This window comes from Microbacterium sp. NPDC008134 (genome assembly GCF_042957055.1).
Classification (GTDB): Bacteria; Actinomycetota; Actinomycetes; order Actinomycetales; family Microbacteriaceae; genus Microbacterium.
Genome location: NZ_JBIBHO010000005.1, coordinates 50,933 through 66,352, shown reverse-complemented (window position 1 = coordinate 66,352; position 15,420 = coordinate 50,933). Strand labels below are relative to the sequence as shown.

Annotated in this window: 18 protein-coding genes; 16 read left to right on the top strand and 2 right to left on the bottom strand. The window is 70.7% G+C overall.

Annotated elements, in window-relative coordinates:
- Positions 1–27: 27 nt before the first annotated feature.
- Positions 28–1,038, bottom strand: coding sequence for a LacI family DNA-binding transcriptional regulator (locus tag ACFY9N_RS16955; RefSeq protein ID WP_247624584.1), 1,011 nt, complete (start codon positions 1,036–1,038; stop codon positions 28–30).
- Positions 1,039–1,236: 198 nt separating this feature from the next.
- Between ACFY9N_RS16955 and ACFY9N_RS16950 the strand changes: the two genes are divergently transcribed.
- Genes ACFY9N_RS16950 through ACFY9N_RS16905 form a run of 10 tightly spaced genes read left to right on the top strand, consistent with a single transcriptional unit; the run spans position 1,237 to position 9,847 of the window.
- A complete protein-coding gene (locus ACFY9N_RS16950) occupies positions 1,237–2,007 on the top strand; it encodes a LamB/YcsF family protein (protein ID WP_391480099.1) in 771 nt (256 codons plus the stop codon).
- Positions 2,004–2,726, top strand: a complete 723-nt coding sequence (locus tag ACFY9N_RS16945) for an allophanate hydrolase subunit 1 (RefSeq protein ID WP_391480097.1) — start codon at positions 2,004–2,006, stop codon at positions 2,724–2,726. The genes ACFY9N_RS16950 and ACFY9N_RS16945 overlap by 4 nt, the downstream gene beginning before the upstream one ends.
- Positions 2,723–3,736, top strand: coding sequence for a biotin-dependent carboxyltransferase family protein (locus tag ACFY9N_RS16940; protein ID WP_391480096.1), 1,014 nt, complete (start codon positions 2,723–2,725; stop codon positions 3,734–3,736). The genes ACFY9N_RS16945 and ACFY9N_RS16940 overlap by 4 nt, the downstream gene beginning before the upstream one ends.
- Positions 3,733–4,509, top strand: a complete 777-nt coding sequence (locus ACFY9N_RS16935) for an SDR family oxidoreductase (protein WP_391480095.1) — start codon at positions 3,733–3,735, stop codon at positions 4,507–4,509. Before ACFY9N_RS16940 ends, ACFY9N_RS16935 begins: the two co-directional genes overlap by 4 nt.
- Before the next feature lie 14 nt (positions 4,510–4,523).
- Positions 4,524–5,210 carry a 4-carboxy-4-hydroxy-2-oxoadipate aldolase/oxaloacetate decarboxylase gene (locus ACFY9N_RS16930; RefSeq protein ID WP_391480093.1) on the top strand — a complete coding sequence of 229 codons (687 nt, stop codon included), beginning with the start codon at positions 4,524–4,526 and terminating at the stop codon, positions 5,208–5,210.
- A complete protein-coding gene (locus ACFY9N_RS16925) occupies positions 5,207–6,454 on the top strand; it encodes an aspartate transaminase (RefSeq protein ID WP_391480092.1) in 1,248 nt (415 codons plus the stop codon). The genes ACFY9N_RS16930 and ACFY9N_RS16925 overlap by 4 nt, the downstream gene beginning before the upstream one ends.
- The gene (locus ACFY9N_RS16920; RefSeq protein WP_391480091.1) at positions 6,451–7,515 is read left to right on the top strand and encodes a D-2-hydroxyacid dehydrogenase; all 1,065 of its coding nucleotides are present in this window, start codon (positions 6,451–6,453) and stop codon (positions 7,513–7,515) included. The genes ACFY9N_RS16925 and ACFY9N_RS16920 overlap by 4 nt, the downstream gene beginning before the upstream one ends.
- A 30-nt stretch (positions 7,516–7,545) precedes the next feature.
- Positions 7,546–8,589, top strand: coding sequence for a zinc-binding dehydrogenase (locus ACFY9N_RS16915; RefSeq protein WP_391480089.1), 1,044 nt, complete (start codon positions 7,546–7,548; stop codon positions 8,587–8,589).
- Positions 8,586–9,119 carry a gluconokinase gene (locus tag ACFY9N_RS16910; protein ID WP_391480087.1) on the top strand — a complete coding sequence of 178 codons (534 nt, stop codon included), beginning with the start codon at positions 8,586–8,588 and terminating at the stop codon, positions 9,117–9,119. The genes ACFY9N_RS16915 and ACFY9N_RS16910 overlap by 4 nt, the downstream gene beginning before the upstream one ends.
- Positions 9,116–9,847 carry a helix-turn-helix domain-containing protein gene (locus ACFY9N_RS16905; protein WP_391480086.1) on the top strand — a complete coding sequence of 244 codons (732 nt, stop codon included), beginning with the start codon at positions 9,116–9,118 and terminating at the stop codon, positions 9,845–9,847. The genes ACFY9N_RS16910 and ACFY9N_RS16905 overlap by 4 nt, the downstream gene beginning before the upstream one ends.
- 7 nt (positions 9,848–9,854) lie before the next feature.
- Here ACFY9N_RS16905 and ACFY9N_RS16900 read toward each other — a convergent pair whose 3' ends face one another.
- Positions 9,855–10,145 (bottom strand): hypothetical protein, encoded by a 291-nt coding sequence (locus ACFY9N_RS16900; RefSeq protein WP_391480085.1) that lies wholly within the window; start codon positions 10,143–10,145, stop codon positions 9,855–9,857.
- A gap of 122 nt (positions 10,146–10,267) precedes the next feature.
- On the opposite strand from ACFY9N_RS16900, the gene ACFY9N_RS16895 reads away from it, so the two are divergent.
- The 6 genes from ACFY9N_RS16895 to ACFY9N_RS16870 all read left to right on the top strand — a co-directional run bounded on the left by ACFY9N_RS16895 (position 10,268) and on the right by ACFY9N_RS16870 (position 15,417).
- Complete coding sequence (locus ACFY9N_RS16895) at positions 10,268–12,034, top strand: MDR family MFS transporter (protein ID WP_391480084.1); 1,767 nt, start codon at positions 10,268–10,270, stop codon at positions 12,032–12,034.
- A gap of 1 nt (position 12,035) precedes the next feature.
- Positions 12,036–12,491 carry a MarR family winged helix-turn-helix transcriptional regulator gene (locus ACFY9N_RS16890; RefSeq protein WP_391480082.1) on the top strand — a complete coding sequence of 152 codons (456 nt, stop codon included), beginning with the start codon at positions 12,036–12,038 and terminating at the stop codon, positions 12,489–12,491.
- Between the two features lie 68 nt (positions 12,492–12,559).
- Positions 12,560–13,069, top strand: a complete 510-nt coding sequence (locus tag ACFY9N_RS16885) for a MarR family winged helix-turn-helix transcriptional regulator (RefSeq protein ID WP_391480081.1) — start codon at positions 12,560–12,562, stop codon at positions 13,067–13,069.
- Between the two features lie 169 nt (positions 13,070–13,238).
- Positions 13,239–13,730 carry a hypothetical protein gene (locus tag ACFY9N_RS16880; RefSeq protein WP_391480079.1) on the top strand — a complete coding sequence of 164 codons (492 nt, stop codon included), beginning with the start codon at positions 13,239–13,241 and terminating at the stop codon, positions 13,728–13,730.
- A 115-nt stretch (positions 13,731–13,845) separates the two neighbouring features.
- Complete coding sequence (locus ACFY9N_RS16875; RefSeq protein ID WP_391480077.1) at positions 13,846–14,472, top strand: MSMEG_1061 family FMN-dependent PPOX-type flavoprotein; 627 nt, start codon at positions 13,846–13,848, stop codon at positions 14,470–14,472.
- A complete protein-coding gene (locus tag ACFY9N_RS16870; protein WP_391480075.1) occupies positions 14,473–15,417 on the top strand; it encodes a PDR/VanB family oxidoreductase in 945 nt (314 codons plus the stop codon).
- The last annotated feature ends 3 nt before the right edge of the window (positions 15,418–15,420 follow it).

The window sequence follows — 15,420 nt, the reverse complement described above, 5'->3', positions numbered from 1 at the left end:
GCCCTTCGTCTGCCCGAGAAGCGCTCGTCAGGCTTTGCGGGGGCCGGTGGATGCCCGCACCGTGAGGTGCGCCGAGATGTGGTCGATGCGGTCGGAGCGGTCGCGGGTGGCGAAGCGGCCGATGAGCATGTCGACCGCGGCGCGACCGGCGCTCTCGCCCGGCGAGGTGACGGTGGTCAGCGGCGGGTGCGAGAACGACGAGCCGAAGATGTCGTCGCAGCCGACCACGCTGAGGTCGTCGGGGATCGAGACGCCGAGCTGGCGGAAGCGGTCGAGCGCCCCGATCGCGAGCACGTCATTGAAGAAGATGCAGGCGGTCGCACGGGTGAGTACCACGGCATCCGCGGCCGCCGCCCCGTTCGCGAGCGTGACGTGGTAGCGGCCGACGGCGACGAGGTCGACGCCGTCCTCCTCGGCGGCGGCCGTGATCGCGTCGAAGCGCGTGCCGTCGGTCCACGAGCCGTGCGGCCCGCGCACGTAGGCGATGCGGGTGTGCCCGAGGGAGTGCAGGTAGTGCACCGCCTGCGCGAGGCCGGCGGGGGTGTCGATCACGACGCCGGAGAGGCCGGGGGACTGGCGGTTGATCACCACGGTCGGGGCGATCTGTGCGACCGCGCGCAGGGCCTCGTCGTCGATGCGCGGCGACGAGACGACGATGCCGTCGACCGTGCGGGCGAGCTCGCGCAGCCACTGCTCCTCCATCGGCAGCGACTCCTCGGTGCTGACGAGCAGGTGCAGGTAGCTCGCCGCCCGGATCTGCGCCTGGGCGCCCCGCGTCACGTCGAGGTTGAAAGGGTTGGTGAGGTTCGGCAGCACGAGCGCGATCGTGCCGCGCGCGAGACGGTTCTCGGTGGCGGGCAAAAGCGCCGAGGTGTAGCCCATCTCCTGCGCCTTGCTGGTGATGCGCTCGTACATCGCCGGGCTCACGCGGTTGGGGTTCGACAGGGCGCGCGAGACGGTCGAGGGGGCGACGCCGAGCGCCTCGGCGATCTCGGTGAGGGTGACGCGGCGCTGGACGCGGCGGGCGGGAACGGCCATGGCTCGATGGTAGCGGGGAGGGTCTCGGATCGGAAGTCGTCTGTGGCACAGAATTTGCCAACTCGCCCGCGCTGAACCTCTGGATTACCGGGAGGCAAGCGCGCTATCCGGCACGGAAGCGGCACGATCCTGCACTCTATGATGCCGTTCGTCCTAGCCTTTTCCCGACAGCGGAATCGACGACGAGAGGAGCTGGCGATGACCCGCAGGATCGACCTGGTCGCAGACCTGGGTGAGGGCTTCGGCCCGTGGCGGATGGGTGATGACGCCGCCCTCCTCGACGTGCTCACCTCGGCGAACGTCGCGTGCGGCTTCCACGCCGGCGACTCGCAGATCATGGACGAGACCGTCCGGGCCTGCGCGCAGCGCGGCGTCGGCATCGGTGCCCACCCCTCGTTCCCCGATCTGCAGGGCTTCGGCCGCCGCGACATGGGGCTCACCGCCGACGAGGTGCGAACCGACGTGCTCTACCAGTTCGGCGCGCTGCAGGCGATCGCCGCCTTCCACGGCACGCGGGTCACCCACCTCGCCCCGCACGGCCGGCTCGGCAACCTCGTCGCGGTGCGCGAGGACTACGCGGATGCCGTCGCCACCGCCGCCGCGCGGCTGAACCCCGAGCTCATCGTGCTCGCCCAGGACGGGAAGCTCGCCGACGCCGCCCGGGCCGCGGACCTGCGGGTCGGCATCGTCGGCATCGCCGACCGCGCGTACGAGGACGACGGCACGCTGGTGCGACGCACCGAGCCCGGCGCCGTGATCCACGACGCCGACGAGATCCGCCGCCGCACCGTGCGGATGGTCGTCGACGGGGTGATCGAGAGCCGCAACGGCGTGCTCATCCCCGTCGCCTGCGACACCGTGCTCGTGCACGGCGACACCGACGGCGCGGTCGAGCTCGCCCGCCAGATCCGCGCGGGCCTGGAAGCGGCCGGTGTCGAGATCGCCCCGCTCGCGGACTGGCTGGAGTGAGCGACGCCATGTCTTCGGCATCCGTCGTCATCTCGCCCAGCGGCAACACCGCGCTGCGCGTCGCCAGCACCCTCGCCGACCGCGAAGCGGGCTGGCGCCTCGTGCACCATCTCGCCCGCTTCGTCGACGCGGCGCACGTGCCCGGCGTCGAGTGCGTCATCCCCACCTACGACGCGGCGCTGATCGAGATCGACCCCGCCGAGGTCTCGCTCGCGCGCCTCGGCGAGTACCTCGCCCACGTGGTCGACGGCCTCGATCACGAGCGTCCGCTGACCGACAGCCCCCGCGCCTTCGACGTGCCGGTGCTCTACGACACCGAGGGCGAGCTCGACCTGCAGACGGTCGCCGATGCCCAGGGCCTGAGCGTCGCGGATGTCATCCGCCTGCACTCCGAGCCGACCTATGTCGTGCGATGCCTCGGTGCTCCCGGCGGCTCGCCCATGCTCGACGGTCCGCCGTTCCCCCTGCCTGTTCCGCGTCTCGCGAGCCCGCGGGCGCACGTTCCACAGGGCGTGGTGTCGGTCGCCGGCCGCCAGGCGACGATCACCCCGGCCGCGGCTCCGGGCGGGTGGCCGCTCATCGGACGCACGCCGTTCGTCGTGCTCGATCTCGCGGCGGAACCGTTCGTGCCCTACGAGCCCGGCGACCAGATCCGCTTCCGCGCGATCGACCGGGCGGAGTACGACGCGCTCCTCGGCACCCGGATGGTGGCACTGTGAATGCGGATGCCGTGAACGCCGGCGCGCTGACGGTCGTCGAGGCCGGATCGACCCAGGTCACCGACCTCGGACGGCGGCGCGGCCCGCGCTTCGGAGTGCCGGTCAACGGCGCCCTCGACCAGCGCTCGGCTCGGATCGCGAACATCCTCGTCGGCAATCCCGAGACCGCCCCGGTGCTCGAGATCACCGCCCTCGATATCGAGTTCGTCGCCGACATCGACATCCTCATCGCCGTCTCGGGCGCCGACGGGCACCTGACCGTCGACGGCGTCGGCCGGCCCATGAACCAGCCGGTCTCGGTACGCGCGGGCGAGGCGATCGCGCTGCGTCAGATCCAGGGCGGCCTGCGCTGCTACCTCGCCGTGCGCGGATCCTTCGACGTGCCGCAGCTGCTCGGCAGTTGCGCGCCCGACTCGGTGCTCGGTTTCGGCGGGCGCCTCGTGGCGGGCGAGCGGATCGCGCTGCGCTCCGCGACGGCCCCGGTCTTCAACGCGCATTTCGCGGCCGAGCTCTACGACCTCGACGTGCCGCGGCTACCCGCGGGGTTCGTCGTCGGCGTCACCGACGGCCCCGACCTCGACGACTTCGCCGACACCTACGACCGCCTGTTCGCCCAGCCCTACCTCGTCACCCCGAAGAGCAACCACATCGGTCTGCGCATGACGGGGCCGCTGCCCGAGCGGCGCACGCAGGGCGAGGTGCTCTCGCGCGGCGTCCCGGTCGGAGCCGTCGAGGTGCCCCCGGGCGACGAACTGCTCGTGCTGCACCGCGGGCGCGGCGTGACCGCCGGATACCCGGTGCTCGCGGTCGTCACCTCCGGGTCGCTCGACGTGCTCGCCCAGGTGCGCCCGGGGCAGCATCTCCGTTTCCGTCGGCTCTCGGCATCCGATGCCGCCGCCCGCGCCCGCGCCGAGCTCGTCGAGCTCGAGGCGCTCCGTCTCCGCGTCCGCTCCGTCTTCGAGGCGCTGGACGCGCTCTCTACAGCCACCACCGGAAGGACCCTCCTATGACTTTCTCCGACTACCGCACGGCCGTCGTCACCGGCGCGACGAGCGGCGTGGGCCGCGGTGCGATCGACCTCTTCCTCGCGAAGGGTCTCACCGTTCACGCGATCGCCCGTGACGAGCAGAGGCTGGCGGCCCTCGCCGGGAAGGGCGTGATCACCCACGCGCTCGACGTGCGCGATACCGCCGCCCTGACGCGCGCTCTCGACGGGGTGGAGGCCGACATCGTGCTCAACAGCGCCGGGGTCAGCCGTGCGGGCAACATCCTCGACGCCTCGGCGGACGACCTCGACGACCTCGTCGAGGTGAACCTCACGGCGGTCATGCAGATCCTGCGCCTGCTCTACCCGGGCATGGTCGAGCGCGACCGCGGCCACGTGCTCAACATCTCGTCGATCGCGGGGCACTACAACTTCTTCGGCCACACCGCCTACCACGCGACCAAGGCCGCCGTGCACCAGCTGTCGCGCCAGCTGCGCAACGACGCCCTCGGCAAGCGCGTGCGCGTGACCGAGCTGAGCCCCGGACGCATCGAGACCGAGATCTTCTCGCGCAACCTCGGCGGCACCCCCGAGACGGATGCCGAGGCCTGGGCCACCTATTACGAGGGCTTCGAGTCGCTCACGGTCGACGACGTCGTCGCGGCCATCGACTACGCGGTCGACGCCCCCTCGCACGTCAACATCGGGCTCATCGAGCTCATGCCCACCTTCCAGGTGCCCGGCGGGCTCACCTTCGACCGTCGCGAGGCCGAGCTGGCCGCCGCACACGCAGAGTAAAGAGGAACGACACCATGGTCCACGTCACCACCAAGATCGAGCGCGCCGAGGCATCCGACATCGCACGCCTGGGCGAGTTCACCGCCGCGACCATCCACGAGGCGCAGGGCCGCCGCGGCGCGCTCAACTCGAACATCAAGCCCATCGACCGCGACATGTCGTTCGTCGGCTCGGCGTTCACGGTCGTCTGCGCCCCGCGCGACAACCTCATGCTGCAGGTCGCCATCCATTACGCGCAGCCCGGCGACGTGCTCATCGTCTCGGCGGGCGAGTTCGCCGAGGCCGGCATGTTCGGCGACGTGCTCGGCAACGCCTGCAAGGCCAAGGGCATCGCGGCGCTCGTCACCGATGCCGGTGTGCGCGACACGCAGGAGCTGCGCGCGCTCGGTCTGCCGGTGTTCTCCGGCAGCGTCTCGATCAAGGGCACGGTCAAGGAGACCCTCGGCGCCCTCAACCAGCCGGTCGTGTTCGCGGGCGAGCTGATCCGCCCCGGCGACATCGTCAAGGGCGACGCCGACGGTATCGTCGTCGTGCGCCGCGAAGAGGTGCGCGAGGCGGCCGACCTGTCGGCGGCCCGCGACGCCCACGAGGCCGAGTTGATCACGAAGTACTGGGCCGGCGGCACGACCATCGAGCTCTGCAACCTCACCGAGGTGTTGAAGGCCAAGGGCCTCACCTCCGACATCGAGGACGCCTCGTGACCGCCCAGACCTCCGCGCAGACCTCCGCGCGGCCGGCGTCGTCGTTCCGCGCCGCCGAGCGGATCGGTCGCATCAAACCCTCGCCGAGCACGGCGGCCGCGGCTCGTGTGCGCGAGCTGAAGGGTCAGGGGCGCAGCATCCTCGACCTCACGGTCGGCGAGCCCGACTTCGACACCCCGGATCACATCAAGCAGGCCGCGATCGCGGCGATCGAGGCCGGCGAGACCAAGTACACGCCGGTGAACGGCACGCCCCGGCTGCGCCAGGCCATCCGCGGCGCTCTGCAGCGCACGCACGGCATCGAGTACGCGGATGCCGAGATCACCGTGGGCGGTGGAGGCAAGCAGGTCATCTTCCTCGCGTTGATGGCGACGGTGGATGCCGGTGACGAGGTGCTGATCCCGGCGCCGTACTGGGTGTCGTACCCCGACATGGTGCGCGCGAACGAGGGTACCCCGGTGATCGTGCCGACCTCGGCCGACAACGGGTACAAGGTCACGGCCGCGCAGCTCGAAGCCGCGATCACCGACCGCACGACCTGGCTGATCCTCAACAGTCCGGGCAACCCGAGTGGCGCGATCCACACCGAGGAGGAGCTGTCGGCACTCGCCGAGGTGCTGCGCCGTCACCCCGCGGTCTCGGTGCTCTCCGACGAGATCTACAGCGAGATCTCTTTCACCGGCACCCCCGCGCCGAGCCTCGCCGCGGTCGCCCCCGACCTGCGCCACCGCGTGCTCGTGGTCTCGGGCGTCTCGAAGTCGTATGCGATGACCGGCTGGCGCCTCGGTTACGCGGCGGGCGACCCCGCGCTCATCGGCGCGATCAACACGCTGCAGTCGCAGACCTCGTCGTGCCCCTCGTCGATCAGCCAGGCCGCTGCCGCCGCCGCGCTGGATGGCCCGCAGGACTTCATCGCCGCGTCGGTGCCGGTGTACCGCGAGCGGCGCGACGTCGCCGTGGCCGGCCTCCGCGCGATCGACGGACTGACCCCGCTTGTGCCCGACGGCGCGTTCTACCTCTACGTCGACTGCGCAGGTCTCATCGGGCGCACGACGCCGGACGGGAAGGTGCTCGCCGACGACCAGGACGTGACCTTCTATCTGCTCGACCAGGCGGGCGTCGCGGTGATCCAGGGCTCGGCCTACGGCAGCTCGCCCTTCTTCCGTATCTCGTTCGCGACCGACCTCGACACCATCACCGCCGCGATCGAGAAGATCGCCGAAGCCGTGGCGGCACTGCGATGACGAGCACGACAGCGAGCGACCGCCTGCGCGTCGTCGTCGCCGCGCCCCTCGCCCCCGAGCTATGCGACCTGCTGGTCGCCCGCGAGCCGCGGATCGACCTCGTCGTCGACCAGACCCTGCTGCCCCCGATGCGGCATCCCGCCGACTTCACGGGTGACCCGTCGTTCCGACGCACGCCCGAGCAGCAGGCCGCCTACGAGGCCCTGATCGACTCCGCCGAGGCGCTGTACGGCATCCCCGATGTCGACCCCGCAGCCCTCGCCCGCACCGTGCGCGCCAACCCGGCGCTGCGCTGGGTGCACACGATGGCGGCGGGTGGTGGGGGGCAGGTGCGCGCAGCGCAGCTCACCGACGACGAACTGCAGCGCGTGACCTTCACGACCTCCGCCGGGGTGCACGGCGATGCGCTCGCCGAGTTCGCGGTGTTCGGGGTCTTCGCCGGCGCCAAGCACCTGCCCAGGTTGCAGCGCCAGCAGCGCGAGCGCGAGTGGAGCGGGCGCTGGGTCATGTCGCAGGTCGCCGACCAGACCGTGCTCGTGCTCGGTCTCGGCGGCATCGGGCAGGCCGTCGCGCGCCAGCTCTCGGCGCTCGGCACGACGGTCATCGGCACCTCGCGCAGCGGGGCATCCGTTCCCGGCGTCTCGCGCGTCATCCACCCCGACGACATCGCAGGCGTGCTGCCCGAGGTCGACGCGGTCGTCGCGACCCTGCCCGGCACCGACGCCACGCATCATCTCGTCGGGAGCGAGGTCTTCGCCGCGCTCCGTCCGGGCGCGACCCTCGTGAACGTCGGCCGCGGCACCGTCGTCGACGAGGCTGCGCTGCTCGACGCGCTCGACGCGGGCACCGTGGGCTTCGCGGCGCTCGACGTGTTCGAGGTCGAGCCGCTGCCCGCCGACAGCCCGCTGTGGTCGCACCCCGACGTGCTGGTGAGCCCGCACACCGCGGCGCTCGACGCCCGGGAGGACGCCCGCATCGCCGAGCTGTTCGCCGACAACGCCACGCGGTTCCTCGACGGTGCCCCGCTGCGCAACGTCGTCGACACCGTCGAGTTCTACTGATCGAGTTCTCCTGATCCGAACGGAGCATCCATGAGCACCCCCGCCCTCCACGCCGTGGTGATCCACGAGGCCGGCGACCTGCGCATCGACCCGATCGCCGAGCCCGTACCCGCCCCCGACGAGGCCGTGATCGACATCGTCTACGGCGGCATCTGCGGGTCCGATCTGCACTATTGGAAGCACGGTGCCGCGGGGGAGTCGATCCTCCGCGCGCCGATGGTGCTCGGGCACGAGGTCGTCGGCGTGGTCCGGCGGGCGGCGGCCGACGGCAGCGGGCCCTGGGAGGGCGCACGGGTCGCCGTGCATCCCGCCACCCCGCCGCAGGAGCACGTCCGGCATCCGATCGACCGCCCGAACATCGCGGGCGGCGGGTACCTGGGTTCGGCCGCGCGCTTCCCGCACCGCGACGGTGCGTTCGCGCACCGGGTCGCGATGCCCACGCGGATGCTGCGCGCCCTGCCCGAGGGGATCGACCTGCAGGAGGCGGCGCTCATCGAGCCCGCCAGCGTCGCCTGGCACGCCGTCAACCGTATCGGCGACGTCTCCGACCTGTCGGCGCTGGTGGTCGGATGCGGCCCGATCGGGTTGCTGGCCGTGGCGGTGCTCAGGGCGCGCGGCGCGCGGCACATCACCGCCGTCGATCTGCACGAGCGTCCGCTGCGCATCGCTCAGGAGCTCGGAGCGGACGCCGTGCTGCAGCAGCCGGATGCCGCCGATGTCGCGGCGATCGACGCCGACGTCGTGATCGAATCCTCCGGCAGCCCGCAGGGACTCGACACCGCGATCCGCGCAGCCGCCCGTGGCGGTGTGGTCGCGATGGTCGGGCTCCTGCCCAGTGGCCCGCAGCCCGTACAGGTGTCGCTCGCGATCGCACGGGAGCTCGATCTGCTCGGCTCGTTCCGCTTCAACGAAGAGATCGACGAGGTGATCGCGGCCCTCGCCGACGGCACGCTGCGCATCGCGCCCGTGATCAGCCACGTCAAGCGCTGGCGCTCGGCCGCCGACGCCTTCGCGACCGCCGCCGATCCGACGGTGTCGAGCAAGGTGCTGCTGCAGTTCGGGAAGGCGCGATGACCGTGCTCACCGCCTCACGTCCGCTCGTGGTGGTGATGGGCGTCGCGGGCTCCGGCAAGTCGACGGTCGGTGCCGCCCTGGCCGACCGGTTGCGGCTGCCGTTCGGAGACGCCGACGACCTGCATCCGCCGGCCAACGTCGCGAAGATGTCGCGGGGCATCCCGCTGACCGACGACGACCGCGCCCCGTGGCTCGCCGCCGTCGGCGGGGAGATCGCCCGGCACCGGGTGCCGGGTTTTGTGATCGCGTGCTCGGCGCTCAAGGTCGCCTACCGCGACGCGCTGCGCGCGCATGCCCCCGAGGTGTTCTTCCTGCACCTCGAGACCACGAAGCAGGTGCTCGCCCAGCGGATGCTGGTGCGCTCCGAGCACTTCATGCCGCTCGCGCTCCTCGACTCGCAGCTCGACACCCTCGAGCCGCTCGCGGGCGATGAGAACGGGTTCACGATCGACGCGCGGCGCAGCGTCGACGAGATCATCGGTGCGGCGGAGCGGGTGCTTCGGGCCGAGCCGGTCGCCATGCGGTCATGAACGCTCGCGCGGTCTGGGTGTCGGCGCCGCACGGCAGCGTCGCCGGCTTCGAGGCGGGATGCCGCACCCGGGCGATGTGTCCGATGGGGCCCGACTCCGACATTCTCACGTGCGCCGAGGCGGCGCTGCGGCGGCGCGGCGACTACCGCCTGGCGCGGATGCCGCTCGACCAGCCGGTGCCGCGCTCGGGCGACGTCGAGGACGTCGCGACCGCCCCCGGCGGCGGAGTGCGCGAGGTGCACGGCACGCCCTGGGGATACGCCCGCGGATGCCGTGATCCTCAGTCGTGCCCGAACCGGCGCCTCGGGGCCGTGACCTGCGCCGAGTCGCGTCGGCGCTACGTGCACGACTACGTCTCGCGCAGGGCGGCGGGAGAGGGGGCGCCGATCGACCACGGCACCCCCAACGGATACTTCATGGGATGCCGCGACCGGCGCCTGTGCCCACGCGGCGCGGACGGACTCTCGTGCGCCGAGGCGCGGGCGCAGCACCGACGCGACCTCGCGCGGGCCGCCGGGGTCGCCCCGCGCGCCGAGACCCTCGACTCGGGGGCCGCAGCGGCGCGCATCCGCGACCTGCGTTCGCGCGGTTGGTCGTTGCGCCGAATCGCGGCGGCGACCGGGTGCGGGAGAACCACGATCGCGGAACTCGCCGACGAGCACGGGCCGGTACGGCGGCGGGTGACCGCCGACACACTGCGGCGAATCCTCGGGGTCGCGGCAGGCTGAGGCGCTCTCAGGAGTTCTCGTCGATCACCAGCTCGCCGCGGGAGTTGAGGTGCGACATCATCCGCTCGATGCGGGTGGGGTCGATCTTGGGGATCTTCGTGCCGGCGAACTCCAGGACGAGCGGGATGCTCGGATGCACCCAGGCCGTCAGGCGATGGTCGTCGTCGGCGGAGGCCCACGTCATCATGAAGCTCTCCTGGCGTCGGAGCTTGGTCGAGATGATGACCTTCAGGTGTGCGAGGAGCGCGTCATCGATCTCGATCGGCGGACGCGAGCTGTTGTACTCCAGGGTTCCCATGAGCTCACGCTACGAGCCGCGAAGCGCGACGTGAATGCCCTGGCCTCCGGCGTTGCGATGGGGTAGCGCGAACGAAGGTGGTTGCATCGCATCAACAGTTGCATTTTGGCAACTACTGGCGTATGGTTGACACTTATCAACTTTCTACGCTGGAGCGTTCCCCTGTGACAACCATCACTTCACCCGCGCACGACACCGTGCGCTCGCCGCGCGAGGTCTTCACCGCGATCTCCGGACTCGTCGTCGGCATGTTCGTCGCCGTGCTCTCGGGCACCGTGGTGTCGACCTCGATGCCGGTCATCATCGCCGACCTCGGCGGCACGCAGTCCCAGTACACCTGGGTCATCACCGCGAGCCTGCTCGCCACCGCCGTCTCCACCCCGATCTGGGGCAAGCTCGCCGACCTCGTCGACCGCAAGATCCTCGTGCAGATCTCGCTCATCCTCTTCACTGTCGGCACCGTGATCGCCGGCTTCTCGACCGACACGAACATGCTCATAGCCGTCCGCGTCGTGCAGGGCATCGGCGTCGGCGGCCTCATGTCGCTCGTGATGATCGCGGTCGCGCTCATCATCTCGCCGCGTGAGCGCGGCAAGTACATGGGCGTCGTCGGCGGCATCATGGCCCTCGGCACCATCGGCGGCCCGCTGCTCGGCGGATTCCTCACCGACGTGTGGGGCTGGCGCTCGAACTTCTTCGTCGGCGTTCCCTTCGCGCTCCTCGCGCTCGTGCTGCTGCAGTTCACCCTGCACCTGCCCAAGCCGCAGCGCGACACCAAGGTCTCGATCGACTACTTCGGCATCGTGCTGCTCGCGGTCGGCGTCTCGACCCTCCTCATCTGGGTCTCGATGGGCGGCAGCCAGTTCGAGTGGGACTCGTCGACCAGCATCATGCTCGCCGTCATCGCCGGCGTCGCGATCGCCGCGTTCATCACCGTCGAGTTCTTCGTCAAGGAACCGATCGTTCCGATGTCGCTGTTCCGCAACCGCACCTTCACGCTGTCGGTCATCGCGTCGATCGCGATCGGCGTCTCGATGTTCGCGACCTCAGTGTTCCTCGCCCAGTACTTCCAGCTGGCCCGTGGCGCCACGCCGACCGAGTCGGGTCTCATGACGATCCCGATGATCATCGGCCAGATGGGCGCGTCGATCATCATCGGCCAGCTCGTCAGCCGCTTCGGCAAGTGGAAGGGCTGGATGCTCACGGGTTCGGTGCTGACCACGATCGGCGTGAGCCTGATGTCGACGCTGCGTTACGACACCCCGTTCCCGCTCGTCGCCGCCTACATGTTCGTGCTCGGCGCCGGTCTCGGCATGGTCATGCAGAACCTCACCCTCATCGTGCAGAACGACACCGCCCCGCAGCAGCTGGGTGCGGCCTCGTCGAACGTGAACTTCTTCCGCACGATCGCCGGCACCATCGGCGTCACCGTCATGGGCTCGCTGCTCTCGACGAGCGTCGCCGGCTACATGACCGACTCGCTGAAGGATTTCGTGCCGTCGACGCAGGACGAGATCGACGCCCTGCAGCACCTCGCCTCGGGTGACGTGCCGAAGGTCGGCCAGCTGCCCGACACGATCCGCGCGATCGTCGAGGGTGCCTACGGTCACGGCATCGCGGACGCCTTCATCATCGCCATCCCGCTCGCGGTGATCGCGATCATCGCGATCACGTTCATCAAGAACAAGCCGCTGTCGACCAAGAACGCCGCCGAGCAGCTGCGCGAGCAGGCCGAGGAGTCGGTGATCGAGGTCTCCGAGGCCGAGGTCGGCGCATCGATGCAGACCGGTTCGATCCGCATCGCGGGCACGGCATCCGCCTCTCCGTCCTCTCCGTCGACGGGGTCGGTGACCGTGCTCGAACGCGAGGGCCGGGAGTCGAGGGGCTGACATGATGGCCTCGGATGCCGTCGCATCGCCCGACGTGGAGACCGCGCTGGGCGACCTGCAGACGCACCTCAACCTCATCTTCGCGCGCACGCGGACGCTGTGGCGGGAGTCGGCCGCCCGCATCTCGCCCGAGCTGCAGGTGGGCGGCTACAAGCTGCTGACCTTCATCGATCGGGCCGGGGCGGTCAACGCCCACGAGCTCGCGGAGCGGTTCGAGATGGACAAGTCGGTGGTGAGTCGGCAGGTGCGGATGCTGGAGGAGCTGGGCCTCATCGAGTCTCGCCCCGATGAACGCGACGGGCGCCTGCGCGTGCTGACGGCGACGCCGTCGGCGTGCGCGGAGCTCGCCGAGCTGCGGCGCGACCACGGGGTGCGGCTGCGGACGGTGGTCGCCGAGCTCACGCCGGAAGAGATCCACGCGGCATCCAAGGTGTTCCGGTTGCTGTCGGAGGTCTGACGCGACGTGCCTGACACGAAGCCCCGTCGCGCATTCCGTGGCGGGGCTTCGCCGTTAGGCTGGCGACCATGAGCGCCTCGACCGACGACCCCGCCCGCACGGGCGAGCCCGCCGCGCAGCCCGGCGCCCGATCCGACGCCTCTTCCGGAAGCGTCGACATCGATCAGGCGGTCAGCCGCGTCGAGCATGAGCTGGGCCGGCTCTTCGCCCGCATCCGGGTGAGCTGGCGCGAGGCGGCGAGCACCGTGCACCCCGACCTCCAGCCCCTCGGCTACCAAGTGCTCACCTCGATCGCGACCGGGAAGGCCACGTCGGCCGGCGCGATCATCGAGCGTCTGCAGACCGACAAGTCGGCCGTCAGCCGCCACGTGCGACAGCTCGAGCAGCTCGGCCTCGTCGAGAGCGTGCCCGACCCCCACGACCGGCGGGCCCGCGTTCTCGTCGCGACCGAACTGGCGCAGGAGAAGGTCGCGCTCGCCCGCTCCCGCTACGAGGCCCGTCTCGCCGAGCGACTGCGCCGCTGGTCGGCCGAGGACCTCGATCGTTTCTCGGAGCTGCTGGCCGCCTTCGGCGACTGAGCACCGCACGAGTCTTTGAATCGCTCACTTTGCCGCTTTCCGCCCCCGAAAACCGCCAAGTGTGCGATTCGAAAGTGGTGTCTCGGCGCCTCGGCGCCTCGGCGACGGAGGATGCCGGGGCTGTGGATAACATCGCGGGTGCTCGGCCGCTTTCGACTATTCTGCGCCTATGACCCACGCACGACTGCCGCTTCGTAGCGCGCTCGCCCTCAGTTCCGTCCTCGCCGTTCTCCTCGCCGCGGGATGCGCGGCCGCTGAATCCCCGGCCGACGACGCGCCGACCGCGACGTCGACCTCGGTGCCAGCGGACGCCGATGCCGGCACCGCGACCGACGAGGAATCCTGCGCCGGCTTCAGCGACGTGATGACGATCCTGCACAACGTCGGGGCGGCCGTGCACGACGGTCGCATGACAGACCAGGAGAAGTCGGGGTGGTACGCGCTCGCGACGCGCGTGCTCGACCGCGTGCCGGCCACGGGGGAGGGACCGATCTCGGATGCCCTGACCGCCACGCAGGAGGCGGCACCCGCCGTGGCGATCGGAGCGGGCGGCTCGACCGGTATCGAATCGGATGCCTGGAACGCTGCGGGTGGAGAACTCCGAGAGGCCTGCGAGGCCGAGGGATACCAGGTCGTCGCCGAAGGCTTCGTCGGCGGCTGAGCCCCGCGAGGACGCATGCGTTACGTAAACGGATGTGCCCTCATCACAGCCGGCCGGGGTGACGTTGTGGCCCCGCGACGGTGACCCGCGGCATCCGCGTGGTTAGCCTGGAGGAATGGACCGCCCCGATTTCCCCGCCGTCGACCTGGCGTACCTCCGGTCGGTCCTCGGCGAACCCGAAGCGCCGACCACGCAGAAGATCACGAACTTCCTCGACGAGAACTGTCTGACCTTCCTCGCGCACTCGCCGTTCTGCACCCTGGCGACCGCGGATGCCGAGGGCAACTGCGACAGCTCGCCGCGGGGCGACTATCCCGGATTCGTGCGGGCGATCGACCCGCGCACGGTCGTGATCCCCGACCGGCTCGGCAACAAGATCGCCGACTCCATGACCAACATCATCGAGAACGGGCACATCGGCCTGCTGTGCTTCGTACCGGGCATGACCGAGACGCTACGCATCAACGGCACGGCAACTGTCACGAATGACCCCTCGCTGCTGGCGATGCTCGAGCAGGACCACGCGGTGCCCGACCTCGCGATCGTCGTGCGCACCGAACAGGTGTATCTGCACTGCGGGCGGGCGCTCGTTCGCGCCGGACTCTGGGACGCCGAGATGCAGGACCTCGCCAACGAGGTGCCCACCTCCGGCAAGATCTGGGCGAGCATGTCGGGCTTCGACGCGTCGGTGGGCGATGTGATCGACGACGCGATGGCCGGCGCCTACCGGAACCTGTACTGAATGCGCTCCCGGGAGGGGCTGTTGCCCCTGGTCGTCACCGAGATCGTGCGCGAGACGCCCACGATCGTGAGCCTGCGGCTCGCCGCGCCCGACGGTTCGCCGCTGCCGCCGTGGCAGCCGGGCGCGCACGTCGACGTGCAGTTGATCACTCGGCACGAGCGCCAGTACTCCCTCTGCGGAGACCCCGCCGACGTCACCGGGTACCGGATCGCGGTGCTGCGCGAGCCCGCGTCGCGCGGGGGATCGCACTACATCCACTCGTTCCTGCGCGTCGGGAGCCGGGTGTGGGTGCGCCCGCCGCGCAACCTCTTCACGCTGGCGGATGCTCCGGCCTACCACCTGCTCGCGGCGGGCATCGGCATCACTCCGATCCTCGCGATGGCGCGGCACCTCGCCGCCGAGGGTGCCGACTGGCGGATGACGTACCTCGTGCGCAATCGCGACGACGTCGCCTTCGACGAGGAGCTGGCGGCGTTCGGCGACCGGGTCGACCTCCACGTGAGCGCGGAGTCAGGGCGACTCGATCTCGCCGAACTGTGCGCGGGGCTCGCTCCCGGAACCGCCGTGTACGCGTGCGGCCCGCAGGGCTTCGTCGATGCGCTCGACGCGCAGGCCGACGTGCTTCCCGACGGGGCGAGCATCCACGTCGAGCGTTTCGAACCCAAGCCGCGGGAGTTCCGGCCGAACGAGCCGTTCACCGTGGTGTGCTCGCGCTCGGAGGTCACCGTCGAGGTACCGGCCGATCGCTCGATGATCGTCTCGCTGCAGCGGGCGGGCGTGCCGATGGAGGGGTCGTGCCTGCGCGGCATCTGCGGCTCATGCGCCGTGAGCGTGCTCGACGGCACCCCCGAGCACCGTGACTCGCTGACCGCCGACGACGCATCCATGACGATCTACCCCTGTGTGTCGCGGGCGCTGTCGCCGATGCTCGTCATCGACGCCTGACAG